Source organism: Sphingomonas sp. TX0543 (genome assembly GCF_048565505.1).
GTDB lineage: Bacteria > Pseudomonadota > Alphaproteobacteria > Sphingomonadales > Sphingomonadaceae > Sphingomonas.
Map to the genome: position 1 here is coordinate 303,130 of NZ_JBLZUS010000003.1, position 25,039 is coordinate 328,168.

Consider the following 25,039-nt stretch of genomic DNA (forward strand, 5'->3'; position numbering starts at 1 on the left):
CGATAAATCGTTTCCGCAAGTCCTTTGGGAGAGGCGAACGATGTTTTAAGGGCCTGCGTGCTTCACAAGACGCCGCGATCCCGGTAGCGAGTGCGCGTCCGGGGCTTTCCTGACTTCGAAGAAAGCAGATCAACATGACCGACGCGTCCGAAACCGACAGCACGCTGATTACCCTGACCGCCGACATCGTCGCCGCGCATGTGACGAACAACAGCGTGGCGGTATCGGATCTTCCATCCCTGATCAGGAATGTTCACGAGGCACTGAGCGGTCTTGGCAAGACCGATGCACCAGCGGAAACGAGGCAGGAACCGGCCGTTTCGGTGCGCGCTTCGATCAAGCCTGACTACATCGTCTGCCTCGAAGACGGCAAGAAGCTGAAGATGCTCAAGCGTCACCTGATGACGCACTATCAGATGACGCCGGCCGACTATCGCACGAAGTGGAACCTTCCCGCGGACTATCCGATGGTCGCGCCCAACTATGCCGAACAGCGGCGCACGCTCGCCAAGAGCATCGGGCTCGGACGCAAGCCCAGGACGGCGTCGGCTCCAGCAAAGGCTACCAAGGGGGCGCCAGCTCGGCGTGGCCGCCCGAAGGCTGGCGAGGATCAGCCCCCGAAATAGGCAACTGGCGGCCGTCAGGCCGCCTGGGCGGGCTTTTCGGCAAGGCAGATCTGGTTGCGGCCGCCCTGCTTGGCCGCGTAGAGCGCCTCATCGGCGGCCTTGAGCGCGGATCGCGGATCGGGAAAGTCGAACACGTCGGCGACACCGGCGGAGAAAGTGATCTGCCCGAAGGGTTCGTCGGTCTTGCGGTTGACCAACTTGCGGTCCGCGAGATTTTCGCGGACATCGTCGAGCCGCGATCTGGCCTCGCTGAGGGTCGCGCCGCGAAAGAGCATGACGAACTCTTCGCCGCCATGGCGAGCCACATGGCAATTGTCGTCGGAGATCTCCGAGAGCATTTCGGCGATGAGCCGCAGGACCCGGTCGCCGGCGTCGTGGCGATGGGTGTCGTTGACCAGCTTGAAATGGTCGATGTCGCAGAAGGCGACGACGAGCGGGTCTAGCGCGGCCCTGGCCTCCTTGTGCTCGCGATCGAGCACGGTTTCGAAGGCGCGGCGATTGGGCAGGCCGGTGAGATGGTCGACCTCGGCGTCGCGCTTGGCTTTTTCGAGGTTGCGGCGCAGCGTCTTTGCCTCGTCCTCGCTGCGACGCATGTCCGCCTCGAGGTGACGGGTGCGTTCGAGCATCGCCTTGGCGAGATCGGCAAGGCTCGAAATGATGTGGCCGGTTTCCTGGACCTGAACCAGTTCGGCGACATGCTGCTCGAGTTCGTCGCTATAGTCCGAGGTGGCGCTTCGAGCGGCGGTCGTGTTCTTCGAGAAATTCTCCAGCGTCGTCTCGAGCTTGGTCATCAGGAATTCGATTCCGTCATGCTTGTCGACCACCTGGTCGGCGGCGGTGACCTCATCGAGCCACTGCTGGGTAATCCCTATGCCGGAGGCGACCTGATGCGCGATCTGGCGGGCCAAGCCCGGATTGGATCCGGAGAAGGCCCCATGCGCGGCCATCAGATTATTCGGCGTGATGTCGAGCTCGTAGGCAAGCAGGAATGACCCGATCTCGTCGAGCAGATGCGCTCGTGCCTGCTGGAATATGTTGGTGGCGGGATTGCCGCCGCGCCCTGCCCCCGCGGCGCCCCCCTTGTCCCCGGCGCGCGAACCGCGAAAGCCGAGCCAGCCGAGCAATGAGCCTGATGAACTGTCTGTGGCCACTGTCCCCCCTTGAACGCGTAACTGGATGCCCCCCGGTCAGCATCGCTCCTTGCGATATTGCTGGGGTGTCATGCCGATGGATTGCAGAAAGGCGCGGCGAAAGACGCCGGCATTCGCGAAGCCGACCGCCTGGCCGATCGCCCCGATGCCCGGCCCGTCCCTATGCGCCAGCAGGGCTCGTGCGCGGTCGATCCGCCGGCCGGTGACGAAGCGGTAAGGCCCCAACCCGGTCGTCGCCTTGAACGCGCGCGAGAAGTGCGATCGGCTGAGGCCGGCCGCGCCGGCCAGTTCGTCGAGGCTGATCGGCCTGTGGAGATTGGCGCCGACATAGTCGGTCACCCGGCCCAATTGGGTCTTGGTCAACTGACCCAGCGTCGCGGGCTGTTCGACCCCGAGTATCTCGATTGCGGCCGTCAGGCAGAGCGCCTCGGCATAGAGGCTGTCGGCATCGGGGGAAGAGACGACGTCCTTGATCTTGTTCATGGTCGCGCAGAGCGCGGCGTTGCGCGCATAGGCGAAGGGGCGCGGGTCGAGCCGCGCATATCGCGCGTCGAGGCCGTCGGCCGCCTGTTCCGGCTCAAAATAGAAAGCTGTGAAGCTGTTCGGGCCGGGGCGCGGCTTGGCCCAGCCCGCGAGGGTGCAGCCGCGCGGCGCGTATGTGAGCGTGTCGCGGAGATCGGTCCGGCGCACGGGCGACAGGCCATCGATGTAGAGTTCGCCGTCGTCGAGCCGCATGTCGTGGAGGGCGAGATAGTGGGTCGCGCCGAGCGTCCGGAACTCATAGGGCTCGTCGGAATCGAGCACGATCCGCTCGGCCCGAAACCCGCGCCAAGAGCGCGGTTCCGGGCTCACGGGTCGCCGGTGCGACCGCGTGAAATCAAGCTGAAGCGTGTCCTTGGAATTCATGCGGCCCCATAGCGCGATTATTGCGGAAAGCTACAAAAATTGCGGCCAAAGTGAGCACTATTGAACATAGTGGCGGACAAGTCGGAGGGTGTTTCGAGCAGCGCCACAGGCCGGTGTTCACACGAGCGTCAGGACGTGACGCGGGTCTTTCACCGGGATGCGCAGGAAGCTGACGCCGTTGGCATCCGCCTTTGGAAAGCGGCCGGCCCGAATGTTGACCTGGATCGAAGGGAGGAGCAGCCGGGGCACCGCCAGGGTGGCATCGCGCGCCTCGCGCATCGCGACAAATGCGTCTTCATCGACGCCGTCGTGAACATGGACGTTGGCCCGGCGTTGCTCGCCAACCGTCGTCTCCCAACGATAGTCGTCGCGGCCGGGCGCCTTATAGTCGTGGCACATGAACAGGCGGGTTTGGTCGGGGAGGGTCAGCACGCGGCGGATCGAGCGATAGAGGGTGCGGGCATCGCCGCCGGGAAAATCGGCGCGCGCCGTGCCGTAGTCGGGCATGAACAGCGTGTCGCCGACGAACAGGTTGGGGCCGATCCGATAGGCGAGATCGGCAGGCGTATGGCCGGGGACGTGGAGCACCTCGATGGTGAGATCGCCGACGGCGAAGGTTTCGCCGTCGCGCAGCAGCCGGTCGAAGTCGCGACCGTCCGGGACGAGATCGTCCAGTGCGAAGACCGGCCGGAAGATATGCTGGACGTCGCGGATATGCTCGCCGATTCCGACCCACGCGCCGGTGCGGGCCTTGATGAAAGGCGCCGCCGAGAGATGATCGGCATGCGCGTGGGTCTCGAGCACCGCGATGATCCGCCAGCCCTTCTCATGCACTCGATCGAGAATCCGCTGGGCCGATCGGACATCGCCCTCCCCGCTCGCCATGTCGAAATCGAGCACCGGATCGATCACGGCAGCCATGCCGGTCCCGGAGTCGGCCACGAGATAGCTGACCGTGTTGGTCGCCTCGTCGAAAAAGGCTTCGATGACGGGATCGACGTGCATTCGGACCTCCATTAGCTGTTGCTAATATATAAGCATCTGCTACATTAGCAACTCCTAATGGAGTGAGCTGCGATGCTGAAAGCGCCGATGGATCTCGCCAGCTTCGAGCGAAAGGCGGAGGGCGTAGCCAATGTGCTGAAGGCGATCGGCAACGGTCGCCGGCTCATGGTCCTATGCAAGCTCGTCGAGCATGACGAGCGGACCGTCGGCGATCTGGCGGTCGATGTCGGGCTGTCGCAGTCCGCGCTGTCCCAACATCTCGCGAGGATGCGCGACGAGGGGTTGGTGAGCTTCCGGCGCGAGAGCCAGACGCTCTGGTACCGGATCGCCGATCCGCGCGTCCAGGCGCTGCTCGCGAGCCTCTACGACCTATATTGCAAGGAGTGAGACCATGGCCGTCGGATCGATGACCCCCGCTGAGGCGCGTGCCGCCCTGCAGGGCGGAGCCACGCTGATCGATGTGCGAGGCAGGGACGAATATGCGCGCGAGCGCATTGAGGGCGCCGTCAACCTTCCGCTCGCCGACCTCGGCGCGCAGGCCCTGCCAAGCGGACCGCTGATCTTCCACTGCCGGTCGGGAATGCGAACGAAGGGCTGCGGACCGGCCCTGGAGGCCGCGGCAAAGGGCGCGCCTTGCCATGTGCTCGATGGCGGGCTCGACGCGTGGAAGGCGAGCGGCTTCGAGACCGTGATCGATCGCGGGCAGCCCCTGGAGATCGGACGCCAGGTGCAGCTTGCCGCCGGCAGCCTCGTCTTGCTCGGGGTCGTGCTGGGGGTGTTCGTCATACCGGCTTTCCTGCTGCTGTCCGCTTTCGTCGGCACCGGACTGATGTTCGCCGGAGCGACGGGCTGGTGCGGGCTCGCCCATCTCTTCCGGCGGATGCCGTGGAACCGCGGACTGGCCTGATCCTCGTGGGACTTGGCGACCTTGCCGCGCTCGGCTCGGGTGTTCTGATCGGCCTCGTTCTGGGACTGGTCGGAGGCGGAGGCTCGATCCTCGCACTGCCGCTCCTCGTCTACGCGGTCGGGCTTCGCTCGCCGCACATGGCGATCGGCACCGCGGCGGTCGGAGTGACGGCGAATGCGCTGGCGAGCCTCGCCGGTCATGCCTGGGCGCGAAATGTGAAATGGCGCTGCGCCGGTGTCTTCGCGGCGGCCGGCGTCGTTGGCGCGGCGATCGGCGCCGAGGCCGGGAAGGCGTTCGACGGGGGGCGCTTGCTGACTCTGTTCGGGCTGGTGATGATCGGGGTCGGGTTGTCGATGCTGCGCAGGCGGCGACGACCGGAGTTCCCAGGGGTGCGATTGACGCGCGCCAGCGCGCGTGAACTCCTGCCGCGGCTCGTTCCGGCCGGGCTCGGCGTGGGCCTGGCCGCAGGTTTTTTCGGGATCGGCGGCGGGTTCCTGATCGTTCCCGCCCTGATCGCCGCGACCGCCATGCCGGTCGAGATCGCGGTCGGCACGTCGCTGGTGGTCGTTTCCGCGCTCGGGCTGACCACGGCGGCGTCCTACGCGCTGTCCGGCCTCGTCGATTGGCGGATCGCGGCTTTGCTCGTCGTGGGCGGGATGGCCGGCTCGGCGGTCGGCATCGCCGCCGGCCGTGGCCTGTCGGCGCACAAGGGCCTGCTCGAAAAGGTCTTCGCCGCGGTCGTGATCGTCGTTGGCAGCTATGTGGCGGCGAAGAACGCCTGGGGCTAGAACAGGCTGAGCTGCTCGGCACGGACTGGTGCCGCGGCTACAGGTGCGGGGGGCTGCGGGGGCGGCAAGCGAGGCGGCGGGCCGGCGCGCGGTTCCACCGGAGCTCCCGATATCGGCTCGTTTCGGGAAGGCTGCTGGCTGGCAAGCCGGGCACCCCAGCCGCCCAGGATATGGGCCGGGGTGAACCAGTGCTCGCGGACTTCGTTGCTGAGCGAATTGCCGACCATGACGTGGGCCGGAATGTGGAGCAGCGAGAGCTGGGAATAGGCCATGTGGACCGCACGCGGGTCGATATCGACTGCGGTTACGTGAAGATGGCGCTGGTAGTTGATATCGGCGGCGAGCATCGCCTGGGCGAGCGCGATGACCATGGCGCCGGCGCCGCAGGCGGGCTCCATCGCGCGGACATAGCCCTTGTCGGCGATCAACGCCCGGGCGCTCTGGGCATCGCCAAGCGTGACCTCGGCCATCATCTGGCAGACCGGATAGGGCGTGAAAAACTGGCCCCGGTTCTTGTTGTGGATCTCGAGCGCGGTGAAGATGCTGCCCAGAACATCGCCCGGCGCGGTTTCCAGCGCCATGGTGATCTCGCCCAGGATACGCGGGAACATCTCGACCGTAGGGCGATCATAGCGGCCGACGATCTCGAGATAGCGTGCCTCCCGATGGTCGCGCGAACGGATGTCGACGCTGTTCGAGATGCTGATCGCGATGAGCTCCATGCAATCGGAGAACAGCGTGTAGCGATCGTGGCGATGGCCATGGGCCTCGAACAGCTTGAGGACGTTCCTGATGTATCCATCCTGGGGCGGCATGAGGATTTCCCGAGCGCAGGCCCGCTGGGCAAGCGGATGCGTTTTGTCTGAATGAATGGTCCGAGAAAGCCGGCTGGCGGCGGCGGAATCACGCCGCGGCGAGCAGGGCCTCCAGCGTCACGGTGCGTCTCGGCCTGCGCCCGAACTGGTAGCCGTGGTTGGTCGCATATTTGCTGAGCGACATGGCTTTGCGGTCGAGAGCGACGGCGAGATCCGCGATCGAAACCCCGGTGCGGAAAGCGATCTCGAGGGCGCGCGTTTCCTCGTCGCTGAACGGCCGGATGTAGCCATGGACGAGCCCGAGGCTGTTTGCCCGCGAGGTGAGCGCAGCCTTGGTCCGGCCCATGCGCGCGGCAAGAACCCTGGTCGGAACACGGCCATAGTCCTCGCGCAGCCGCGCCTCCTCGGCATCCGTCCAGTCCGGACCGATGCGCCATCCGTTGCGGTTGGCATGACGACCGCGCAGCTCCAGATATTCGGCGCGGTGGCGCAGCGAGCCGGATGTGCGGCCGAGCTGCCGCCGCAGCGGCGTCAGGCTGGTGCCCTCGCCATAGGCTTTCTGGAGGAGTGCGTCTTCTTCGGGCGTCCAGGCCCGACCCCAGCCCCGGCCGTATCCGAGCTTGCGGATCGCGAGCCCGAAGCCCCGGATGGTGCGCGGCGGGAAGCCCTCACCGGCAAGCATGTCAACGATCGCGGTATAGCGGTGGCCTGCTTCGGCGAGCTCCAGCGCGCGCGCCGTTTCCTGTGCGGACCAATCGGGCGGATGGTTCGCATGGACGATCCCGAGGGTGCCGGCCCGGCTCGACAGGCCGCCAAAGGGTCGGCCGATCAGCGTCGCGATCTGGGCAAGCGGCACGCCGCGGCGATACCCTTCGACGAGTTGGGCATCTTCCCAGGGCGACCATTCGGGAGGATTGCCCTCGGTCAGGTCGAGAATCCGCGCACGGGCATAGACCGCCGAACAGGACCGCCCGAGATCGGAAGCGATGGTCGCGGTCGGTTCGCCGCCATAGCGGCGGGTCAGCTCGCCGTCGTCGAGTTCGGTCCAGGCCCTTGCCGAGTTGCGACGAAGCCCGAGCAGAGCGATCCGTTCGGCGACCGCCGCCCTGCCCCGGCCAAGCGCAAGCGCCATGTCGGCGATCGCGGTGTCGTCGAGAAAGAGCGTCCGGAGCCGTTCGGTCTCGGCCGGCGTCCAGGCATCGGCACGACAGGCCATTTCGCGCAGCGGCTGGGGTCGGGTGAATGGGCCTGGCGCGGCGGCGAGCTCGACGACATCGGCGCCCAGATCGAGCGGCTTCATGCGAGCGCCACCACGGGTATGTCGCTGATCTTGGCCCTGAGCCGTGCGTGCAGCCGGGCGATGCGGTCCTCCCCGCGCGGCATGGTATCGACTGCCGCGATCGCAGCCAGCATGTCGAGCGCATTGTCGATGGCCTCGCGTGGGCAGCCGAGGTGGCCGGAGAGGTCGTCTGCCGTGGTTGCGTTGGGGGCGATGCGCTTGAGCGCGCCGATGATCGAGGCCGCGTGCGGCGCGGATGGATCGAGGAGGAACGCGTCGAGCGCCCGCGTGCCCTTGAGGGTCAGCGTGGTGTCACGGCCGCCGCTCGAAACCTCGCGCAGGGCGGAGAGGTCGAGCAGTCTTTCGGCTTCGTCGCTGTCGATCGCGGCGGCGGCGGTCAGCCGGGGTGTCGCCCCGAGATGCTCGGTGATCGTCTCTTCCATGTGGGCCAGGACGGGGAGCGGCGACATGGCCGGACCCATGGCGAAGAATTCGCCGGGCGCGAGCTTGCGCAGCCGGTCGGCTTCCTTGGCGGAGAATCCGAGCAGGTCGGCGGCGCGCGCGATGTCGCGGTCGAAGACGTTGAGGCCGACCAGGAAGTTTTGCAGCTCGGAAATCACCGAGGAGGAGAGCTTGGCGAGGCGCTGGGTGGCGATGACCGGCGCGATCCCGCGCTTGCGGCCGCGGGCGCACAGGTCGGTGAGCGTGGCGACGCCGAGGCGGCGGGTCTCCGCGTCACGGGCCGATCCCGCATGATGCGGCGCGAGCAGATGGCCCTCGTCGATGCAGACGAGGACGGTGTGGCTCCAATGCTCGCGCGGCGCGCCGATCAGCCCGGCGAACAGGGCGGCCGCCTTGATGATGCGCTGGTCGGGGTCGAGATCGGTGAGATCTACGTGGAGCGAGAGCCGGTGTTGCCGGGCGCGCGCGGCGGCCGCCGTCAGGCCGTCCGACGTCAGTTCGCAGCCCTTGAGCGACGTCGCGCCGATATGCGCGGCGAGATTGCCGAATTCGCCCTCGGGATCGACCAGGACGATGGTCGTGAAGTCGAAGGCCTCCTCGATGATCTTGCGCAAGGTTCGGCTCTTGCCCGCGCCGCTGCTGCCCTGGATCAGCAAGCGGCCCGCGAGCAGGCGTTCGAGATTGAGCATGAGCGCGCCGCGGCTGTGCTTGCCAATCGGCACGGACCATTGATCGGCGGAAGGGTCGATCGAAACGACTGTTGCCATGATGGGATCTCCTGGGCTCGGCCTGTCTGGCCACCGCCCACTCGATCCCCCTTCCCTTTGCTCGTCCGGCGCCTGTGTTCGCTATCGGCGCGCCGGGAGCATCACCCGCCGGGACGTGGCGTGCGATCCTTGTTGCGCTTGTCGGCGACGTAGCTCTGTCCGTTCTCGCCTTTGAGGATCTCAAACAGCCCGGTCGCGGTGAAGAGCGCCGTGAAGTTCTTCACGCCGTAGTTGCGAGGATCGATGGGGGCCTGGCGCTTCGCAGCGCTGCCCGCCGCGGACATGAGCGCCCAGCCATCCTCGCGCGCGGAAGCTTCGACGGCACCGCGCAGGATCGTCACGAGCTTGGTATTCTGTGCCAGGGTCTTTTCCGCGGCCTTGGCGGCCGAAGGCTTGGGCTTAGCCTTGGCTTTGGTCTCGGTTTTGGCCGCGACAGGCGTGTCGGGGGCTTCGCCAGGTGCCGCTGGCTGGCTCGGATCCTCGAGACCATCGAGATAGAGGAACGTGGTACAGGCGTTGACGAAGGGCGTGGGCGTCTTGCGCTCGCCGAAGCCATAGACCTCATGACCATTGGCCTTGAGCTGCATGACCAGCGGTGTGAAATCACCATCGCTCGATGCGATACAGAACGCGTCGGGCTTCTGCGTATAAAGCAGTTCCATCGCGTCGATGACGAGCGCGATGTCGGTCGCGTTCTTGCCCGTCGAATAGCTGAACTGCTGGATCGGCCGGATCGCGAAATCGTGCAGCTTGTCGGTCCAGCCCTTGAGGCCCGGCTTGGCCCAGTCGCCATAGGCACGCCGAATATTCGCGGTGCCATATTTGGAGAGCTCCGCGAGCATTGCCGCGATCTTCGTGTGGGAGACATTATCCGCATCGATGAGAAGCGCGATGCGCCGATCCGATGTGCCGCGTGCGCGATCCTCATTGTCCACGTTCAGTACCTCCCCAATTCGCTTCTTTGCAGCCTTTCATCGTCGTGCGCGGCGCACGGCCTCAGAGATCTCGATCGACAGGTCGTCCGATCGCCGCAGCGATCAGGGCATCGCGGATCTGTCGAAAGAGTCCCGAGGGGAGAAAGCCATGACTTATCGACGGCTCTCGGCCGCGCACCGGCCGTATGTCGTAACCAGGCCAAGTGAACCTGTTCCATTCGGTGACGATGACCCATGAGCGTTCGCCCGAGAGACCAAGCTGACGTCTTACTGCCTGGGGAACTTCCACCGCTTGCTGACCACGGGTGGGAGGCCGGGTCGTCATGGGCACGACATGAACTTGATCGAACCCATCGTCGGATTGGGTGACTAGCACGACGGCAACGGGGCGATCTTTGACGCCCTCGTCGCGACCGTCCTTGTATTCGTACTCCCAAAGATAGCTGTAATTGATAACCTCGCCCGGCTTAGGAAGCGCTAAGTCGAGCTTCCGCTTCGTCGCACTCGGGCGCGGGCTCGACGGCCCGGATCGCGTCGAGGGTTTCTTCATCCAAATCCTCCGCACGGCCTGCAACTCGTTCACGGCGACGCAGGCGCTCATAGTCGTCAATAGGAACCATGACGAAACGCAACCGCCCGTTCCTGCTGACGCCGACGGGACGGATCATCGCCTCGTCAGAGTAGCGGCCGAATTGTTTCTGCAATTCACCTGAAGGAACGATTTCCATGCTCTTCGCCATAAGCTTTGGGCTCCAATCTCTACGTCCGGAAGTGATGCCTGTGCGAAAATAGGTTCGGATATAACTACCAACGATTTAGGCCGAATTTTCTGATCCACCGCTTGGGATACCTGTCGCGCCTTCGTACTGATTTTACCGTCCCGACTATGTTTTACGATTTTCCCGGATCATGAGGGCTCGTATTTGCCCGGTAATATGGAACATAGGGAAAATCCGGGAAATCGTCAAGATGCGGGTTTGTGGAACCTGCCCGCCGCTTTGGCGGGAGAATGTTGCAGCTTTCTGGTCATCCGCTCGAGCGGCTGCGCATGCCCCAGTCGGGCGCATAGTCCTGGCCATAGTTCGCGCTGCGCAGATATTCCGTGTCGCCGGCCTCGTCGACGAGATAGCCGGTCACTTCCTCGGCATAGTCCGCGTCGAGCGCGCCCTCGGCGGTCGGGATCAACCGCACGCCGAACCCCCTTGCGAACAGGGCCTCGTCGGCGGCGCGCATGGCGTCTTCGTGGTTCGCTGCCGTGACGGCCATCTTGACGCGAACGGTCGCATAGACGTGAACGAAATGGGTGGGCTCCGACATCATTGGTCTCCAGCTGAGGATTTGGGGGGTGTGGGCCAGCAGGGTCGAAGCGTTCGACGAACCTCGTCCCGGTAATTCTGCACTGATCGGCCCAGGATCAGAGATCCATGATTGCGCCGCGCAGAACGGTATAAAGGCCGACCTCAAAGCGAAGGTTCTGCAGGGCTCGAAACTTGGCGTCGCGCCGAGCCTCGACATGGAACGCGCTGCGGCCGGTGTCGGCCTCCTTGATGCCGGTCGAGAACGTGGGGTAGGTCTTGCCGGCACGTGGACCGGTCATGATCTGGGCCGTGGACCGGCAGTCCAGCGTGCGATCGAGCGCATAGCCCAGACCGCGCAATTGCGCTTTGATTTCGATGAGCGTGATGGGATGCCAGCCATCGGCGGCGCGGGCGGCCAGTTCATTGGCGAGAGCGGGGTTCAAGAGCGAAGCTCCTTCGCATTTGCACCGACGGATTCCTGTAGATCCTCGGCCAATAGTTGGGGGGTGCCGAGCGGCGAACCTCAGGCCAGCGGCACGTCGTAGGCGGGCACGCAGCCCGGTTCGTCTGGATAGACCCCGTCCGGATCGCATAGCAGAACCTGCAGCACGTCATATTCCTCGTGGCGAAGGTAGCGCCCCACCTGGAGCGTAAAGCGCTGGCGGGCCTGGGCCGAGGCTTGCCGCACGCGGGCAGGAAAGCGGCCGCCAACGTCGATGTCGCCTTCGAGCGGTCTGCGCGCTTCGCGCATTTTCCGGCCGAGCTCGTTGATGATCGAGCCGGCGAAGCGGGGCGAGAAGTTGCCGATGAGCAGGAGTTCCGGCAGGCCCTGCAGCGCGTTCCCGATGCTGTAGGCGAAGGCGGGCGTCTCGCCGTCGGCGAAGATCAGGAAGAGATGCTGACCGCTCCGCGCGATGTTGCGCTCGATGGCGGCGTAGAAGTCTGAAGAATCGATCATGAGATCCTCCTCCGCGACGGGAGCGAATTCAAGCGGTCGCGGGCTGAGTCAGGACTTCGAGATAGTCTGTCTCGACCAGCTCGGTCTTCTGGCTGCGCTCACGCGGCGTCATGTCGAGCTTCACGTAGAAGCCCGCGAAATGCGTTTTCACAATCACGCCCTCGCGGCCGGCGTAGCGGTCCCCGCCGATGCGCTGGCGGGGCCCGATGCGGACGCGCGATCCGATCCGGTGCGCGAGGATTGGTTCGGCCGGTACAGCACGCTCGGCGAGGAACTGTGCCAGGCACGCCGTGTCATCCAGCCTGTCCGGCTGGGGGCGGCAGGCGCGGGCGAGCATCGTCCAGGCGCGAGGTCCCATCGCATCGCCGGCGAGCAGGCGGTCACGCTCCTCGTCATGCCCGGCGAGCTGCCCGGCCGAGATATGGGCGTCCGGGTCGAACGCGAGGATCGTCGCGGCATGATATTCGCTCTCGCCAAGCGCGATGGAAAGGTGGGGGAGTTGCCGGACGAGGTCGGCATCGCCGGCAGCGGGAAGACGCGAGATGACGGAGGTTTCAGGCATGAAGGGGTTCCCATAGGTGGAAGAAGAAGGAGCGCCGGCTGCTCAATCGTCCGGCACATGTCCCGGACACCCTCCTCTCCTCGCACGCGCGCTGGATCAGGCCGCCGCGAGGTCGAGAAGATCGGGAGCAGGCTGTGCCGTGAGCCGGGTGGCGCCGCCGAAGGCGCGCAGGCGGACCGCCATTGCCTTGCGAAGATGGGCGCGGTTGCCGATCACGGTTTCGGGGGGCAGCGCTTCGCCCTGGACCGTCACATAGCCCGTGGCTGGGCGGCCGTCCGGTGTCTCGACAATGATACGATGGCCTCCGCCCGGCTGCTTTCCGGCATAGCGCGCGGTGAACTCGCCGAGTTTGCCGGTGAGGCCCTTCGTCGCCTTGCCCCAGCGGATGTGTCCGGCGCCGAGGCTCTCGCCCGCCACGAGTCCGCGGTCGAGCCAGATGCGGAAATGTCCGCGCTGCTGAAGAACGGTGTTTCGGGTGCGCTCCATGGTCCGGCACAGCGGCAGCGCGCTCGCATGGGCATCGAGCAGCGAGAGGTAGCCGTGCTGGGCCGCGACAAGGATATCGTCGAAATCGCGGCCCGCGATGAGGGCGCGCAGCTGGACGCCAAACCGTGGATCCATCGGCAGGTCGACGCCGCACAGGGGCTCGCTCGCCGGCCTTGGCGCACCGATGTCGCCAAGTGCATGAAATCCGGCTCCGGTGATCACGATGACGGTGAGCTCGTCCGATCCGGGACAGTCGCGCAGGGCCGGGAGAAGCAGAGCGGCATCGGTTTGCAGCGTTGCACTCGCGCCGAGCAATCCGGCTTCGGGCGCGCCGAGAATGAGGAGCCGCCGCGTCCATCGGGCGGGGAGCGGCTCGTCGGTCGGTCTGGGCCAGGCGCTCGGGAGGGGTCGGCCGGCTGTCGGCACCGGCGGGTCGTCAGGTGGCGGTGCCGCTTCGAAGGCGCGGCGCGCGGTATCGAAAAGGTCGTCGCGATTGCCGCCGCCATCGGAGAAGCCCTGCTCGTAGGCGAGAGATCCGGGCGTCGCGCACCCGGGCCGCCGGACTTCCGGCTCCCATCCGGCATGGGCCGCATACCATCCCGAGGCGTACCGAACGGCGCGGTCCCAGTCATAGCCGTGGACCGCGCGCCCCCGCAGGATCGCCGCATCGCGAGCGTCGCCCTCGCCGCGGCCGACGCGCGCCTCGGTGAAGGCGAAATTGCGGAGCTGGCGTTCCTCATCCGACGCTTTCGACATGGCTTCCATGACCGGGCGGAGCGCCAAAGCGCGCTCGCGCATGCGCGCCATTCTCGCTTGCGCGTCGGCCGGATTCGGCAGGTCCGGAAAGCGCCGCCAGGCGTCAGCCAGAATTTCCGCATGATCCGGCCGCCGGCCGCGCGCGACCCAGGTGGCCGCGTCGGCGGGGTCGAAGGGCTCGGAGATCATCGGTCCCCCTCCGCGCGAAAGCCGAGGTCGGAGGCGGCCAGGCTGTCGATCTCGCGCGCGAGGGCTTCGTAGCGGCCCGAGAGATTCTCGATTTCGCCGATGATCCGCGCGTTGGGCGGCGCCGACGGCACATCCAGACGGAACGGAACCGTGCGCTCCGCCATCTCGGGGAATACCGCGCCGAGCAGAATCGCGCCGACGCGGTCGGCGACGCCATCGACGAGCTTGCCGATCCGATGCTTGTCGAGCCCGGGCGCGGCTTCGAGGTGGGTCATCGGCGCGATGACGTCCGGGAGCCGGGCGAGCAGTCCGGCGCCAAGGCCATAGTCCGAATGCATCGCGATGAGCGCCTGCCGCTCGAGCGAGATTTCGGTGAAGGGGACTTGCACCCGATACGAATAGCTCGGCGCTTCGACGCCGATCCGGGTGCGCGTGAGCAATATGCGCATCGAACTCTCCTGTCAGGCAACCAGCCGCGGGGCGGCGGGAACGGATGCGGGAAGTTTGAGATCGCGGCGGATGCGCTCGGCGAAGCGGTCGGGCTCGACCAGTTCGCGGACAGACGCCCAATGGTTGCGCTCGCCGATATGGTCCTGGCGGTCACGGACCTTGCGGAAACAGACCTCGCGGTCGGGTCCGAACGGCCCGAGCGAGAACTGGACCCAGAGCATATCGGCGTGGAGCGTGATCTCGCCCGACACGGCGGGCCCCGCCTTGTTGGAGCGGATGTCGAAGCTGCCTTCTTCGAGGCCGAGCGCGTCGGCAAGGCGCCGCATCGCGGCGCGGCCTTCGGAGTGGAAGAGGCGCTTGGCGGGTTCGTCATAGGCGACCCCGCGCAGGGCGAGCGTCTTGAGCATGGGCCGGTTTCGAAGGTCCGCGATCCGGGCCATGCATTCGCGGCGCAGTTCGGCATCGGCGGGCCGATCGGAACAGACCTGCATGAGGTGGCGGGCCAGCAGGATGACGGCGGGGTCGGTTTCGACCTCGATGCCGGCGTTGCGGCAATCGGTGATCGCCGCGTGGATGGCGTGGAGCGTGGTGCCGATGGTGGACAGGGCACTCGGGTCGAGCGCCTGGCCGTAGCGAAATGCCACATCATAGGTCATGGGGTTCTCCGGGAATCTCGAGCGGTTCCTCCGCTCGCGTCTCCGGCCCCCCTTCCCTCTCCCCGTCCGTGTCGCCGCGAAGGTTGGGGCTCAGCGCGGTCGCTCACGCCCAGTCCGCCGACAGGCGCGCGGCCCGATCGCGCGCGCAACATGGCCGGCATAGACACCGCAGGCCGCCCAATATGATGCGAGTGGAGGTTTGCGGCTGCGCCAGCTCGCCTCGGCACGCTGCCTCGCATCCTGCTGGAGTTCGAGGAGCAGGTCGTGCAGCACGCGGCGTGTTTCAGGATCGAGCGCCCGCAGCTTGGCGACCGCAGGCAATGTGAGGATCGGATTGCGCACTTCGGCGCGGTTCGAGCGTGCGGTAACCCGCTCGGTGACGATGAAGGGTTGGGGCATTGTGGCTCCTCGGGCTGCAGGTGCTCACGCGCCTGTCGATCGCCCTTCCCCTTTTCCGTCTTTTCTTTGGCTGCGCGGCGGTCGTCTCGGCAGGCATCGTGCGCATCGGCCGTCGGGGCATGCTCAGCCCGTCATGCGCTCGCGATAGATGTCGGCAGCCCATTGCTCGATCCACGGGGCGGTTGTCTCGTCATGATCGAGGTCACCGGATTCGATGAGTTCGCGGATTTGCTGCCGCGCTTCGGCAATCGCGGCCTCCCAGGGATCGTCGGGCGGCCCGGCATCCGGCGTCGGCGGCTGCATGGGAATCTGGCGCTGCGGCTGGCGCAGGCGCGCATGTTGGGTGTGGACCCAGTGTTCCATATGATCGGCGACGACGGCGTCGGTCTTCGCGAGGTTATGGCGCCTTGCCGCAGTCCTGGCTGCGACCCCGTAAGCCTGGCTGTCGATCGAGACGACGCGGTGGCGGAAGGCTGAAAGATAGGGGAGCGCTTCCCCTTTCACGCCGAAAAGGTGCAGCCGCGTAAGGCGCGGGAGCACGCGGTCGAGATGATCGACGACGGCCATCAGACCTTCAGGCCCATGGATAGGCCGCCTGCACATGGATCCGACGCCGATCAGTCCTGCCCGCTCGATCGTCAGGGACAGGGCCTCGGCGCAGCGCTCATAGTCGGACGGCAGGCGCCCCTGGATGACTGGCATGAAGGTGTCGAGAATTCCTTCGTTGTCGCCGCGCAGCCGGCACTCGATATTGGCCCGGACGGTGCGCGAAATGCGGTCGAGCACCTCGTCGCGGTCGCCGGCGACCTGATGCTCGACGCAATAGTCGAGGCTGGCCCACCAGCCGAACGGATACGCCGCCGCAAGGCGGATATAATCGTCCACGGTCCACGGATAGCCGCCATAGGTGACCATCGCGCTGAACCCGGCGCTGTCGAGGCACAGGCTGTGAAGGCCCGCCGCGTTGCCGAGCGGGCGAAGCGACCAGCCGGTCCATTCCCGCCAGCCGCGGCGCCTCGACCAGCGCGACAGGGCGTTCGCCGAAATCAGGACGGGTTGCTGGAGCCGCCTTGCCCGATCGAGCAGCTTGCCCTCGGACAGATGGGGCAGCCCGATCATGACCGCGATCGTACTCGGCTTGACCCTCACCGTGTTCATATTATGTTCCCTGCGAAAGGAGATTCCCGATGACCGATTCCGCCGCCCGCTATCTTGACCATTTCGATCTCGACGTGACGCTGCGCGATGCGGCCCTGGACGAGCAGAACCGCCCGACCCGGCGGATGATCGCCAATGCGGCGATCGGCATGCATGTCGAGGACGCCTTTTATTCGGTCCGCGAACTTCGCGAGGCGGTGAGCTGGATCCATGAGGGCGAACAGGGCGGCAAGCGCAAGCTGGCCTCGATCCTCAGCAATCCGGCCGGCGATGACTTCCAGCGCTGTATCTATTTCTGCCTTGCGGGCCGCGGCGTGGTCGAGATGATCGACGATCTGCTGTGGCTGGAAGAGCTGCTCGAGGCGCGCGGCCGGATCGCGGGGGAGATGCATCGCCGCAAGGTCAAGGCCCGCCCGCTTGTTCGGCCCTATGTTGCGGACGAGCCGGATGGCCCGGTCGTGTCCACATCCGACGATTTCCAGCAGGGCCAGTCATGGTGGGCCGATCCCGGCCTGCGTGCCTGAAATTCGGATCGATCGGGCAGAATGTGGCTGTCCGGTCGATCCAGGGTCAAATTTCGCGCCGGAGGCACGTGCTGCCGACCGGCCCATAGGCTTTGCTTGACCCTTTGACGGGTGCCGGGTGCATAATGACGGCGTCAGTCGAATCGAGGTTGGCGCGATGGCCGGTGATTGCTGCGGTGGCGGATGTGGCTCGGACCGCTCCAGGGACGAAAGGTGGGAACGCGTCCTGCTGATCGCGCTCGGGATCAACGCCGGCATGTTCGCGATCGAGATGATCGCCGGCGTTTCCGCCCAGTCTGCGTCGCTTATGGCCGACGCGCTCGATTTCCTGGGGGACGCCGCAAATTATCTGATCAGCCTTGTCGTCGCGGGGCTCGCCTTGCGCTGGCGCGCGCGGGCAGCCTTGCTGAAAGGATTGACCCTTCTCCTTGTCGGACTTTGGGTGCTCGGGGGCACGCTCTGGATGGCCTATGCCGGAAGCCTCCCCCAGGCCGAGACGATGGGCGTAATCGGAGTGATGGCCCTTGTCGCCAATCTTTGGTGCGCGCTACTGCTGTGGGGTCACCGCAAGGGTGACGCGAACCGCCGCTCGGTGTGGATCTGCTCGCGAAATGATGCGATCGGCAACGTGGCTGTCGTCGCCGCCGCGGGCGGCGTGTTCGGAACAGGGACCGCTTGGCCCGACATCGGCGTCGCCATCATCCTGGCCGGTCTCGGCGTCAGCGGCGGCTGGCAGATCATTGGTCACGCCATGCGCGAGCTCAAGACGGCTGCAGAGGTGGTCGCGGCTGAATGAAGCGAGCGTAGCCGGCCCTCAGCGTTCGCAGGTTAGCCGCTCGCCTCGCCGCCACCGGGCGGGTTCCAGCCAGCTTCCGGCGAAGGCACCGGCGCGCCGCCGCTGCGCTTCGGTGAACGCGGCCGTATAGCGCGCCGAGCGTGCGGGATCGGATCGCAGATACTGCGGCTGCGGAATGGCGAGCCCGGCGGAGATCATGACTTCGCCGAGGTCTCGCCCATCTATCGAGACGGTGGCAACCGGGCGGCCATAGCTCGAGCGCGAAGAGAGATGGATTTGCGCGTCGCCGCCTCGCAAGGTGCGCGCGGCGAGATCCTGCGCGGCCTTCCCGCATTCCCAGCAGGCGCCGGCGCGTTCGCATAGCTGATGCCGCTCGAAGGCATCGACGCCGAGCAGGCGGAAGTCGGTGGCGACGGTATCGCCATCGAGGGCGCGCGCCTTGGCGCTGAACGAGGTGTCCTCGGCGGCATCGCTGGGCGTGCAGGCGGCTGACAGCAGGAGCGCCAGGACGACAAGGCGGTTCATGCGACCATTTCGAGTACGATGAGGCCCGGCGGAGCCGGGTCGGTCGACACACGGAAGGGTTGCAGCGGGTCCGCGGTGCGCAGGATGCTTACCCGTTCGTGCGAATGATCGAAAATCCGGCCCGCGACGCGCATGGCGTTCTCGCGGCTGCAGAGCAATCCGCGCTTGGACGACAGGCTGTTCCTTTCGATGGCGATTGTCATGACATGATCCACTTCATCACGAGGATATACGGATTGATGCTCAGGCGAACACCGTCTTGTGGATTTTGGTGACGGGCACGATCGACCAGGCCCGCTCCATCAGGCGGCTGATCCGATAGAAGCAGCCGGTTTCCGGGTCGCGCAGCATGAGGCTGCGTTGGCGTTTGCAGACGACGAACTCCTGCGCGACGTGGCCGTCGGTGAAGGTGACCGGCTGCTCGAGCCGGATGCGGTCGCCGTCCGAGAGCTTGCGCGTGCGCCGGGCGATGTTGGCGCGGCACCGTTCGCGCCAGTCGAGCGCATGCTTGTTGTCGGTCGGCGACAGGAGGTCGAGGATGGAAGCGGGACAGTCGGCTTCGCACGGTCCCATGTTTTCGCTCAGTCGGGTAGGATTGGTGCTGCTCATGGAGTCAGCCCTGATCCCCCCGCCGAACCGCACGTGCAGCTTTCACCGCATGCGGCTCTCCACTGTGACGAACCATCACTTTGCCGTAGATCGGGCAGGCGGCCTCTGTGAGTATCCCAGTGGCATTGCTCGCACAGGACCACCGTCCTGCGGGCGCGTGCCACCTTCATTCTCACGACAAAACCGCGGTGCGAAACATCGGCCATCCCCCGGATATGGTGCACCTGACACGGAACATCGGATCGACCGCAAGCCTCGCATTGCTTGGCATTCTGACGATCAACCCAGTCCGTACGTGAGTGGGTGAACACCTGCGTCCAAGGCTGGATATCAATCCTGGACGAGGTGGCCGGATCACGTTTCAGATGAGCCAGTTTCCAGACTTTGACCGATCGGGGCTGGCCATCGACGTCGTAGCCGATGGTGAATTCCTGCCCCGTCCTCATGCCGGCCACGACCGCTCGCACATTGGTTTTGTGCTTGCTGGCCAAGGTCTTGAACAAGCTCCACCGCTGGAGAAACTCAAGCCTGTTCAGCTTGAAGCTCACATCCTTGGCGAGAGCATAGTAGTTCGCAAAACCCCGCAATTCGGCGTTGTAAGCTAGGACGATCTCAACGTCGCTGCAGCTGAGCAGCAGGCTACGATGACGCGGCTTCAACACCGACAGATCACCATAACCTTTTGCAGAAGCGAACGCGTGGACCTTCTCCCAAGGGACATGCAGCTGCATCACTTCCGACGGCGGCCTACGAAGGAAGCTGACGGAACCTTGTCGGCTCCGGACAACCCGTTGGCGTGTCGTATATGTGCGGACCTCATATCCAAGGAAGGCGGCTCCATCGCTCGCCTTGCGGATACCGCTTTTCTCCTCGGACACCGTGAGCGCCAGCGCCTCGGTCAGGAATGCCCTGACTTCGGCGAACACGCTTCGTGCATCCTCCTTGCTACCGATAACCCCAATCATGAAGTCGTCCGCGTAGCGACAGTAACGAAGTCGGCGATAACCGGGGTCCATCGCGTCTCTCGACGGGATGGACCGCTTTTGCGGCAGTAAGGTTTGGATTTTGGCCAAGGAGGCCGCAACCTTCACCTCGTCGACATTGTCTTTGGCCCGCAGCATGGTGACGCGCTTCCGTTGTTTCTGGATGCGCCCAGCCAGTCGCCCATATTCCGGGTTCGTGGCACGGACCTTCCCCCTCTCGAAAGCCGCGATCCGTTCCGCCATGAACATATCGAGTTCATGGAGGTAGATGTTGGCCAAGATTGGAGAGACGATACCGCCCTGCGGAGTGCCGCTGTAGGTCCGGGTGTGAACCCGGTCTTCCATAACACCCGCCTTAAGCATGCTGCCGATCAAGCCGATGAATTTCTCGTCATCGATCCTTTTCCGCAACAGCCGCAGGAGGATGTCGTGGTCGATGTTCTCGAAGAACCCCGCGACATCCACATCTACGAGCCATTTCACCCCCGTCCATACGGCTTTGACGTGTTCAAGCGCCGTATGACACGACCGGCCCGGCCGGAATCCATGGGAGGCGTTCGAGAACACCGGTTCATAGATCCGTTCGAGCAGTTGCCGCGCCACTTCCTGAACGAGGCGGTCGTCGCGCGTGGGAATGCCCAGCGGACGCCGTTTGCCCTTGCCTTTCGGGATAAACACCCGACGCACTGGTTTGGGATCATAGGTCCCTGCCGTCACGCTGGCGATAATCGGGTCGAGGTCTTCCGGTCCGAAGTCCGCGAAGGTCTCGCCGTCAATACCCGGCGTCATCGCACCCTTGTTGGATCCGATCTTCTGGAGCCCCTCCTCCCAAAGGAGGCGAGACCCCATCAGACGATAGAGTCCATTCACCCTTTTGCCCGACGCAACGAGCGCCGGAATGGCCTCCAACCGGCCTTTCACAGTTTCTGGCAGCATCAGCACACCCCATGATCGGTGGTTGAAGAATCACAGCTGCCGCCCTTCCCCCGGTCTTCCCCGCTTTCGGCCCGATCGCTCGAGACCTTATACAGTTGCACCGCCGCCTCCGAAGAGGTCGATGTCCCGGGCATTACCCCGGGCATTTGAGTAATATGGCGGCTCCGTACCCATGCAGGCCGGCAGAAGCCGCCTGTTTAGGGCATCCCGTAGTTACGCTGAATGGAGATGCGGCGCGGTTAGGTGTCCCGTTCGTCCACTAAACCCCTCGACGAGAGGCGCACCGGATGGGCTGAGAAACAGGCGGCCAAGACATGAGACCGCTGTCATCATCCGGACCTGGCGTGACAGTCGCTTTCGCCAGTATCGCTATATAGATTGCTGCAGACTGGGATTTAAGCAGTGTAGCCTTCACCATACGCACCTTGCCCTGACCGTCATCGCCTCCATTTGCGACTAAGACGCATCTGGCCTTTTCCGAACATGCTATTGTTCCCCGTCCCTTTCGGGATTTCAGACCTTGTGAGGCCCGAGGTTAGTCCGGCGAGCAGAGGCATTCTCAACTTACCTCATCATCACTGATACTCCATTTCAGCGCCGCAACGGCGCACTGTCTTTGTAGCCGAAATTTTCGCCGGTCTTGCTGTTGGGGCTCCAGAGGACCTTGCAGACGATCGCGAAGATCTCGCCCCCGATGCCATTCGTCAGGACTTGGGCAGCGGCGTAATAGGTGCGGTTCTTGGGGCAGGACGAGGCGAGGATCCTCAGTCCCTTCGTCCCGCCCTCGACATCGCGCGTGTAGGTGAATTGCGCGTCGAGATAGGCCTTGGCAGTCGGATGTCCGCCCATCGAGGCGAACGGCATGGTCAGCCATCCCATGGCTGGTCTCCTTGGCGAAGAGGAAGTGGGGTCAGGCGGCTTCGGCCAGCGGCTCGACGGCCTCGAGGGGCGCGGACTCGGCCGGACTGATCTGGTCGTCCGCAAACCCGCACAGATAATTGAAGGCCTGCTCGGCCTTGGATGCCGCGTGAATGATCGCGGTCTTGTCGTCGCGCAGGATGCCGAGCCAATGCCCGACATAGCTCGCATGGCTGTCGTGCAGCACATTCGGCAGGCCCAGATCTGCGCAGCAGAGCCCCGCCCCGATTTCGGCGACGAGCTCCTCGAACGCATAGGCCTTGTCGCCGAAGCGCTTGCCGAAGGTGCGGGCCAGCCTGTCGGAGTGGCCCGACCAATGGACGGTCTCGTGACATCTCGTCGACGCGTACAGGTCCATGCTGCGAAACGAGGTGCGGCTCGGCATCTGGATATGGTCGAAGGTCGGCGTGAAGTAAGCCTGGTTGCCGCCATGGCGGACGTCGGCAGGTATCGCGTCGAAGAAGGCGTCGATCGCCGCTTGCCGCGTGGAGGGTTCAACCGGCGTTTCCGGCTCTTCGGGCGCGTAGAAATAGGCGGGGAGCGCGTCGATCTGGTCGGCATTGAAGACGACGTAGTGGCGAAGGAAGCGGATGTTCTTCTCGACCTCCTTGCCGGTTTCGGGATGCTCCTCGGTTTTCTTGAACGAGGAATAATAGACCGAGATCGCGCCCGTCTCGCCGCGCCGGACATTGGCGCCGAGCGCCTCGGCCTGGCGATAGGTCATCCAGAAGCGCGAGCGGTAGCCCATCGCATCGCCGAGCGCCCAGAGATAGAGCGTGTTGATCCCGGTGTAAGGCGTCCCGCAGTGCCGGAGCGGGCGGCCGCCGGCGCCGCTGCACCGCCAGGGTCTCGACCAGGGCGGAACGCCTTCCTCGAGCTTGCGGATGATGAGGTCCGTGATTTCCGCGGCGACGTCGCGGCTGGATCGACGTGAAGCTGACATGTTGGGAACTCCCGTGCGGACGAGAAGGAAACCGCCGACGCGTGTCTGCGCGCCGGCGGTCAGCACTCCAGGAGGTGAGAGGCGTCAGGCCGCGAGCGCGTCCTGATCGTCCAGCTGAGGTTCGCCATCGGCGTCGTTCACCGCGACCGTCTCCTGATCGCCGCCCTGGTCCTCGGGCTCGTCGTCGACATCGAGATCGTCGGCGGGCGCAGAATCGAGGAACTTCATCGCGTTCGGGACCCAGGCGAGCGCCGCGTCGCGAACCTCCGGCTCGACGATCGCCTCCCCGGCGAAGAGCTTGGTGCACGATTCCGAGATTTCGGTCTTCTTCATCGTTGCGTGACGCGCCGTGAGCGCCGCACCGCCGACATCGGCGAGCAAGGTCAGGATCGAACCCTTGCTGACCCGGTCGAAGAAGTTCTCCGAGGTCGGCCGCCACCAGCTTGCGACATCGATTTCCATGATGGTCGCAAGCCGGTTGTGCAGCGGGGACTGCTCGGCGCGGGAATTCGGCGCTTCGAGCGACATCGCGACGATATAGGCGAGCCAGGCTGCCTTGGCGTCGTCGTCGAGACCGCGGAAGGCCTCGAACCGGTCGACCTGCGATTGGTACTCGGTCCAGCCGGCATCGAGCCCGTCATGGGCTTCGGCGAGATAGCTACGGGCGCGGGTCGCAGGCTGCTCGCCGGTGACCGGGTCCTGGGGCGAGCGCGCGCGAATTGTCGAGCCATAGGCGCTTTCGGCGGTCATGCGATCGTCGATCATGACGAAGAGCGCATAGTCGAGCGCGAGGGCCGGGTGGCTGAGGAGCGTCGCTGCCAGGACGTCGCGCCGCTGCATCGCGAGTTCGTCGTAAAGCCGGGCGCTGAGCGGCTTGCCGCCCGGTGCCACCGCTTCCGGCCGGGAGGCCGGGGTCGCGGATTCCCTGCCGGCCCCGCTCGGCCGGCTGCGCGAGCCTTTGTCCGGGGTGTCGCCCGTCTCGTCCTCGGTGCCGCCGATCCGGATCGGCTCCTCGCTGTAATATTCGGCGTCGAGCACCATTTCGCCCTTGGGCGTCAGCTTGAGGAAGGCGCCGACCAGCGGCCGCAGTTCGTCCGGCAGGACCGGCGCGACGTTACGGATCGCATGCTCCTCGGCGCTGAGCGCGTCATATTCCTGGTCCAGCGCCTTATAGGCGTCCTCGCCGATGGCTTCGTCGTCCATCGCCACGGAAATCACCTGCTGGCGTTCCGCGATCGCCTCGAGCCGGGCCTGCTGTTCCTCGGTCAGGTCCGCGGCGGGCAGGATGACGCGATAGAGGCCGGCGGCGGCGCTGTGGGTATAGTTGGACGCGATCGGACGGATCCAGCCGAGGCCCAGTTCCTCACCGACGCGCTTGGCTTCCGCCTCCATGATGTCCGCGGCGAGCCGCTGCGCGATCTCGGGGTTGACCCACTTGTCGCCGCTGTCGCTGAAGAGGTCGCGGTCGACCTTGCCGCCCGCGTCCGCATAGCGGTCCTCGCCGACCAGGATGGCGACAGGATCCGTCGAGTTCATGGTCTCGTTGGCGATGACACGGCGGATGGTGTCGGCGTTGGAGTAGCTGGTCCCGTAGCTGTTCCAGACGAGCAGCTGCTTCTCCTGGTTCTCGGTCGACGCATAGGCCTTGGCGACGTCGAGCGTGATCGTGCCTTCGCTCAGCGCCTCGAAGATCGGTTCGGCGAGCGTCGCAAGGCGCAGGCGGCCCTCGACGAAGCGGCGGGTGAGGCCGAAGCGCTTGGCGACGCCGTCGATGTCGCCCGTCAGCCCGATGAAATACTGGAACGCCCGGCATTCCTCGGCCGGGGTCATCTTGAGCTGGTGGAAGTTGGCCGCCGTCGACGTCTCGGACAGGGTCGCCTCGTCACCGACCAGGACCTTCACGGGAACGTCATAGGTCTCGGGGTCGATCACGCCGCGCTCGGCGAGCAGGCGCAGGCCGCGCAGGCGGCGACCGCCGTCAAACACCTCGAAGGTGCCGCGCGGTTTCCGGACGGGTGTGACGAGCAGGTTCTGCAGGACGCCGCGCGCTTCGAGATCGGCCGCCATCTGCGGGATTTCGAGCAGTTCGTCGGGTCGCTTGCGGACGTTGATGGGCGAAAGCGTGAGCTTGGCGAGCTTAACGGATGCGGTCATGGGAAGGAGCTCCATCTGGCGTCCGGATCATCCCGGACACCAGCTCCGTCCCCCCTTCCCTTTCCCCGATTGGCTTGCGGCGAACCTGCGGGCGGCTG

The 25,039-nt window shown here is 65.4% G+C and carries 28 protein-coding genes and 2 pseudogenes; 6 read left to right on the plus strand and 24 right to left on the minus strand.

What is annotated here, in order from left to right:
* Window positions 1-134 precede the first annotated feature (134 nt).
* A complete protein-coding gene (locus tag ACM61V_RS19315; protein ID WP_419714537.1) occupies window positions 135-626 on the plus strand; it encodes a MucR family transcriptional regulator in 492 nt (163 codons plus the stop codon).
* A gap of 14 nt (window positions 627-640) precedes the next feature.
* Here ACM61V_RS19315 and ACM61V_RS19320 read toward each other — a convergent pair whose 3' ends face one another.
* The 3 genes from ACM61V_RS19320 to ACM61V_RS19330 form a co-directional block, all read right to left on the minus strand.
* Window positions 641-1,777 (minus strand): GGDEF domain-containing protein, encoded by a 1,137-nt coding sequence (locus tag ACM61V_RS19320; protein WP_419714538.1) that lies wholly within the window; start codon window positions 1,775-1,777, stop codon window positions 641-643.
* 36 nt (window positions 1,778-1,813) lie between these two features.
* A complete protein-coding gene (locus ACM61V_RS19325; protein ID WP_107396247.1) occupies window positions 1,814-2,683 on the minus strand; it encodes a helix-turn-helix domain-containing protein in 870 nt (289 codons plus the stop codon).
* A gap of 117 nt (window positions 2,684-2,800) precedes the next feature.
* A complete protein-coding gene (locus ACM61V_RS19330; RefSeq protein WP_419714539.1) occupies window positions 2,801-3,688 on the minus strand; it encodes an MBL fold metallo-hydrolase in 888 nt (295 codons plus the stop codon).
* A 72-nt stretch (window positions 3,689-3,760) separates the two neighbouring features.
* Between ACM61V_RS19330 and ACM61V_RS19335 the strand changes: the two genes are divergently transcribed.
* From ACM61V_RS19335 to ACM61V_RS19345, 3 genes are read left to right on the plus strand one after another with little or no spacing between them, the layout of a single operon-like run.
* The gene (locus ACM61V_RS19335) at window positions 3,761-4,075 is read left to right on the plus strand and encodes an ArsR/SmtB family transcription factor (protein WP_107396245.1); all 315 of its coding nucleotides are present in this window, start codon (window positions 3,761-3,763) and stop codon (window positions 4,073-4,075) included.
* A 4-nt stretch (window positions 4,076-4,079) separates the two neighbouring features.
* Window positions 4,080-4,595 (plus strand): rhodanese-like domain-containing protein, encoded by a 516-nt coding sequence (locus ACM61V_RS19340; RefSeq protein WP_107396244.1) that lies wholly within the window; start codon window positions 4,080-4,082, stop codon window positions 4,593-4,595.
* Window positions 4,574-5,383: a sulfite exporter TauE/SafE family protein gene (locus tag ACM61V_RS19345; RefSeq protein WP_419714540.1), complete on the plus strand. Its 810-nt coding sequence runs from the start codon at window positions 4,574-4,576 to the stop codon at window positions 5,381-5,383. Before ACM61V_RS19340 ends, ACM61V_RS19345 begins: the two co-directional genes overlap by 22 nt.
* Here ACM61V_RS19345 and ACM61V_RS19350 read toward each other — a convergent pair.
* The 14 genes from ACM61V_RS19350 to ACM61V_RS19415 form a co-directional block, all read right to left on the minus strand.
* Window positions 5,380-6,198, minus strand: a complete 819-nt coding sequence (locus ACM61V_RS19350) for an N-6 DNA methylase (protein ID WP_419714541.1) — start codon at window positions 6,196-6,198, stop codon at window positions 5,380-5,382. The two genes, ACM61V_RS19345 and ACM61V_RS19350, sit on opposite strands and share 4 nt — an antisense overlap.
* Before the next feature lie 88 nt (window positions 6,199-6,286).
* Entirely contained in the window at window positions 6,287-7,498 is a 1,212-nt protein-coding gene (locus tag ACM61V_RS19355; RefSeq protein WP_419714542.1) for a hypothetical protein, read from the minus strand.
* Complete coding sequence (locus ACM61V_RS19360) at window positions 7,495-8,706, minus strand: helicase HerA domain-containing protein (protein WP_107396242.1); 1,212 nt, start codon at window positions 8,704-8,706, stop codon at window positions 7,495-7,497. Before ACM61V_RS19360 ends, ACM61V_RS19355 begins: the two co-directional genes overlap by 4 nt.
* A gap of 101 nt (window positions 8,707-8,807) precedes the next feature.
* On the minus strand, window positions 8,808-9,641 hold the full coding sequence (locus ACM61V_RS19365; protein WP_107396241.1) for an NYN domain-containing protein: 834 nt from the start codon (window positions 9,639-9,641) through the stop codon (window positions 8,808-8,810).
* Between the two features lie 467 nt (window positions 9,642-10,108).
* On the minus strand, window positions 10,109-10,369 hold the full coding sequence (locus ACM61V_RS19370) for a type II toxin-antitoxin system Phd/YefM family antitoxin (RefSeq protein WP_379501374.1): 261 nt from the start codon (window positions 10,367-10,369) through the stop codon (window positions 10,109-10,111).
* Between the two features lie 298 nt (window positions 10,370-10,667).
* Window positions 10,668-10,961 carry a hypothetical protein gene (locus ACM61V_RS19375; protein WP_419714543.1) on the minus strand — a complete coding sequence of 98 codons (294 nt, stop codon included), beginning with the start codon at window positions 10,959-10,961 and terminating at the stop codon, window positions 10,668-10,670.
* 94 nt (window positions 10,962-11,055) lie between these two features.
* A complete protein-coding gene (locus ACM61V_RS19380) occupies window positions 11,056-11,382 on the minus strand; it encodes a hypothetical protein (RefSeq protein WP_419714544.1) in 327 nt (108 codons plus the stop codon).
* An 80-nt stretch (window positions 11,383-11,462) separates the two neighbouring features.
* Complete coding sequence (locus ACM61V_RS19385; protein ID WP_419714545.1) at window positions 11,463-11,897, minus strand: DUF4262 domain-containing protein; 435 nt, start codon at window positions 11,895-11,897, stop codon at window positions 11,463-11,465.
* A gap of 28 nt (window positions 11,898-11,925) precedes the next feature.
* A complete protein-coding gene (locus tag ACM61V_RS19390; protein WP_419714546.1) occupies window positions 11,926-12,459 on the minus strand; it encodes a hypothetical protein in 534 nt (177 codons plus the stop codon).
* Window positions 12,460-12,555: 96 nt separating this feature from the next.
* Entirely contained in the window at window positions 12,556-13,890 is a 1,335-nt protein-coding gene (locus ACM61V_RS19395; protein WP_419714547.1) for a hypothetical protein, read from the minus strand.
* The gene (locus ACM61V_RS19400; RefSeq protein ID WP_419714548.1) at window positions 13,887-14,339 is read right to left on the minus strand and encodes a hypothetical protein; all 453 of its coding nucleotides are present in this window, start codon (window positions 14,337-14,339) and stop codon (window positions 13,887-13,889) included. Before ACM61V_RS19400 ends, ACM61V_RS19395 begins: the two co-directional genes overlap by 4 nt.
* A 12-nt stretch (window positions 14,340-14,351) precedes the next feature.
* Entirely contained in the window at window positions 14,352-14,996 is a 645-nt protein-coding gene (locus ACM61V_RS19405; RefSeq protein ID WP_419714549.1) for a hypothetical protein, read from the minus strand.
* Window positions 14,997-15,086: 90 nt separating this feature from the next.
* A complete protein-coding gene (locus ACM61V_RS19410) occupies window positions 15,087-15,395 on the minus strand; it encodes a hypothetical protein (RefSeq protein ID WP_419714550.1) in 309 nt (102 codons plus the stop codon).
* 123 nt (window positions 15,396-15,518) lie between these two features.
* Window positions 15,519-16,553: a DUF7221 family queuine tRNA-ribosyltransferase-like protein gene (locus tag ACM61V_RS19415; RefSeq protein WP_419714551.1), complete on the minus strand. Its 1,035-nt coding sequence runs from the start codon at window positions 16,551-16,553 to the stop codon at window positions 15,519-15,521.
* Window positions 16,554-16,582: 29 nt separating this feature from the next.
* Here ACM61V_RS19415 and ACM61V_RS19420 point away from each other — a divergent pair, with 29 nt between their 5' ends.
* Together ACM61V_RS19420 and ACM61V_RS19425 are read left to right on the plus strand one after the other, a co-directional pair.
* Entirely contained in the window at window positions 16,583-17,077 is a 495-nt protein-coding gene (locus tag ACM61V_RS19420) for a hypothetical protein (RefSeq protein ID WP_419714552.1), read from the plus strand.
* Window positions 17,078-17,234: 157 nt separating this feature from the next.
* Window positions 17,235-17,873, plus strand: a complete 639-nt coding sequence (locus tag ACM61V_RS19425) for a cation transporter (protein WP_419714553.1) — start codon at window positions 17,235-17,237, stop codon at window positions 17,871-17,873.
* A gap of 18 nt (window positions 17,874-17,891) precedes the next feature.
* Here ACM61V_RS19425 and ACM61V_RS19430 read toward each other — a convergent pair whose 3' ends face one another.
* From ACM61V_RS19430 to ACM61V_RS19460, 7 genes and pseudogenes are all read right to left on the minus strand, one after another.
* Entirely contained in the window at window positions 17,892-18,398 is a 507-nt protein-coding gene (locus tag ACM61V_RS19430) for a thermonuclease family protein (RefSeq protein ID WP_419714554.1), read from the minus strand.
* A complete protein-coding gene (locus ACM61V_RS19435; RefSeq protein WP_419714555.1) occupies window positions 18,395-18,601 on the minus strand; it encodes a hypothetical protein in 207 nt (68 codons plus the stop codon). Before ACM61V_RS19435 ends, ACM61V_RS19430 begins: the two co-directional genes overlap by 4 nt.
* A 40-nt stretch (window positions 18,602-18,641) precedes the next feature.
* Window positions 18,642-18,983, minus strand: a pseudogene (locus ACM61V_RS19440) (DUF6927 domain-containing protein); the annotation flags it as partial.
* A 20-nt stretch (window positions 18,984-19,003) separates the two neighbouring features.
* Complete coding sequence (locus ACM61V_RS19445) at window positions 19,004-20,926, minus strand: reverse transcriptase domain-containing protein (RefSeq protein ID WP_419714556.1); 1,923 nt, start codon at window positions 20,924-20,926, stop codon at window positions 19,004-19,006.
* 612 nt (window positions 20,927-21,538) lie between these two features.
* A pseudogene (locus ACM61V_RS19450) lies at window positions 21,539-21,805 on the minus strand (hypothetical protein); the annotation flags it as partial.
* A 31-nt stretch (window positions 21,806-21,836) separates the two neighbouring features.
* The gene (locus ACM61V_RS19455; protein ID WP_419714557.1) at window positions 21,837-22,787 is read right to left on the minus strand and encodes an ArdC family protein; all 951 of its coding nucleotides are present in this window, start codon (window positions 22,785-22,787) and stop codon (window positions 21,837-21,839) included.
* 84 nt (window positions 22,788-22,871) lie between these two features.
* Window positions 22,872-24,941, minus strand: a complete 2,070-nt coding sequence (locus tag ACM61V_RS19460; protein WP_419714558.1) for a ParB/RepB/Spo0J family partition protein — start codon at window positions 24,939-24,941, stop codon at window positions 22,872-22,874.
* Window positions 24,942-25,039 lie beyond the last annotated feature (98 nt).

Bases quoted from the DNA above. Each gene is read 5' to 3' on its own strand.
- ACM61V_RS19315 (WP_419714537.1), top strand. From the start codon at position 135: ATGACCGACGCGTCCGAAACCGACAGCACGCTGATTACCCTGACCGCC.
- ACM61V_RS19325 (WP_107396247.1), bottom strand. From the start codon at position 2,683: ATGAATTCCAAGGACACGCTTCAGCTTGATTTCACGCGGTCGCACCGG.
- ACM61V_RS19330 (WP_419714539.1), bottom strand. From the start codon at position 3,688: ATGCACGTCGATCCCGTCATCGAAGCCTTTTTCGACGAGGCGACCAAC.
- ACM61V_RS19335 (WP_107396245.1), top strand. From the start codon at position 3,761: ATGCTGAAAGCGCCGATGGATCTCGCCAGCTTCGAGCGAAAGGCGGAG.
- ACM61V_RS19340 (WP_107396244.1), top strand. From the start codon at position 4,080: ATGGCCGTCGGATCGATGACCCCCGCTGAGGCGCGTGCCGCCCTGCAG.
- ACM61V_RS19350 (WP_419714541.1), bottom strand. From the start codon at position 6,198: ATGCCGCCCCAGGATGGATACATCAGGAACGTCCTCAAGCTGTTCGAG.
- ACM61V_RS19355 (WP_419714542.1), bottom strand. From the start codon at position 7,498: ATGAAGCCGCTCGATCTGGGCGCCGATGTCGTCGAGCTCGCCGCCGCG.
- ACM61V_RS19360 (WP_107396242.1), bottom strand. From the start codon at position 8,706: ATGGCAACAGTCGTTTCGATCGACCCTTCCGCCGATCAATGGTCCGTG.
- ACM61V_RS19370 (WP_379501374.1), bottom strand. From the start codon at position 10,369: ATGGAAATCGTTCCTTCAGGTGAATTGCAGAAACAATTCGGCCGCTAC.
- ACM61V_RS19375 (WP_419714543.1), bottom strand. From the start codon at position 10,961: ATGATGTCGGAGCCCACCCATTTCGTTCACGTCTATGCGACCGTTCGC.
- ACM61V_RS19385 (WP_419714545.1), bottom strand. From the start codon at position 11,897: ATGATCGATTCTTCAGACTTCTACGCCGCCATCGAGCGCAACATCGCG.
- ACM61V_RS19390 (WP_419714546.1), bottom strand. From the start codon at position 12,459: ATGCCTGAAACCTCCGTCATCTCGCGTCTTCCCGCTGCCGGCGATGCC.
- ACM61V_RS19395 (WP_419714547.1), bottom strand. From the start codon at position 13,890: ATGATCTCCGAGCCCTTCGACCCCGCCGACGCGGCCACCTGGGTCGCG.
- ACM61V_RS19400 (WP_419714548.1), bottom strand. From the start codon at position 14,339: ATGCGCATATTGCTCACGCGCACCCGGATCGGCGTCGAAGCGCCGAGC.
- ACM61V_RS19405 (WP_419714549.1), bottom strand. From the start codon at position 14,996: ATGACCTATGATGTGGCATTTCGCTACGGCCAGGCGCTCGACCCGAGT.
- ACM61V_RS19410 (WP_419714550.1), bottom strand. From the start codon at position 15,395: ATGCCCCAACCCTTCATCGTCACCGAGCGGGTTACCGCACGCTCGAAC.
- ACM61V_RS19415 (WP_419714551.1), bottom strand. From the start codon at position 16,553: ATGAACACGGTGAGGGTCAAGCCGAGTACGATCGCGGTCATGATCGGG.
- ACM61V_RS19420 (WP_419714552.1), top strand. From the start codon at position 16,583: ATGACCGATTCCGCCGCCCGCTATCTTGACCATTTCGATCTCGACGTG.
- ACM61V_RS19425 (WP_419714553.1), top strand. From the start codon at position 17,235: ATGGCCGGTGATTGCTGCGGTGGCGGATGTGGCTCGGACCGCTCCAGG.
- ACM61V_RS19430 (WP_419714554.1), bottom strand. From the start codon at position 18,398: ATGAACCGCCTTGTCGTCCTGGCGCTCCTGCTGTCAGCCGCCTGCACG.
- ACM61V_RS19435 (WP_419714555.1), bottom strand. From the start codon at position 18,601: ATGACAATCGCCATCGAAAGGAACAGCCTGTCGTCCAAGCGCGGATTG.
- ACM61V_RS19445 (WP_419714556.1), bottom strand. From the start codon at position 20,926: ATGCTGCCAGAAACTGTGAAAGGCCGGTTGGAGGCCATTCCGGCGCTC.
- ACM61V_RS19455 (WP_419714557.1), bottom strand. From the start codon at position 22,787: ATGTCAGCTTCACGTCGATCCAGCCGCGACGTCGCCGCGGAAATCACG.
- ACM61V_RS19460 (WP_419714558.1), bottom strand. From the start codon at position 24,941: ATGACCGCATCCGTTAAGCTCGCCAAGCTCACGCTTTCGCCCATCAAC.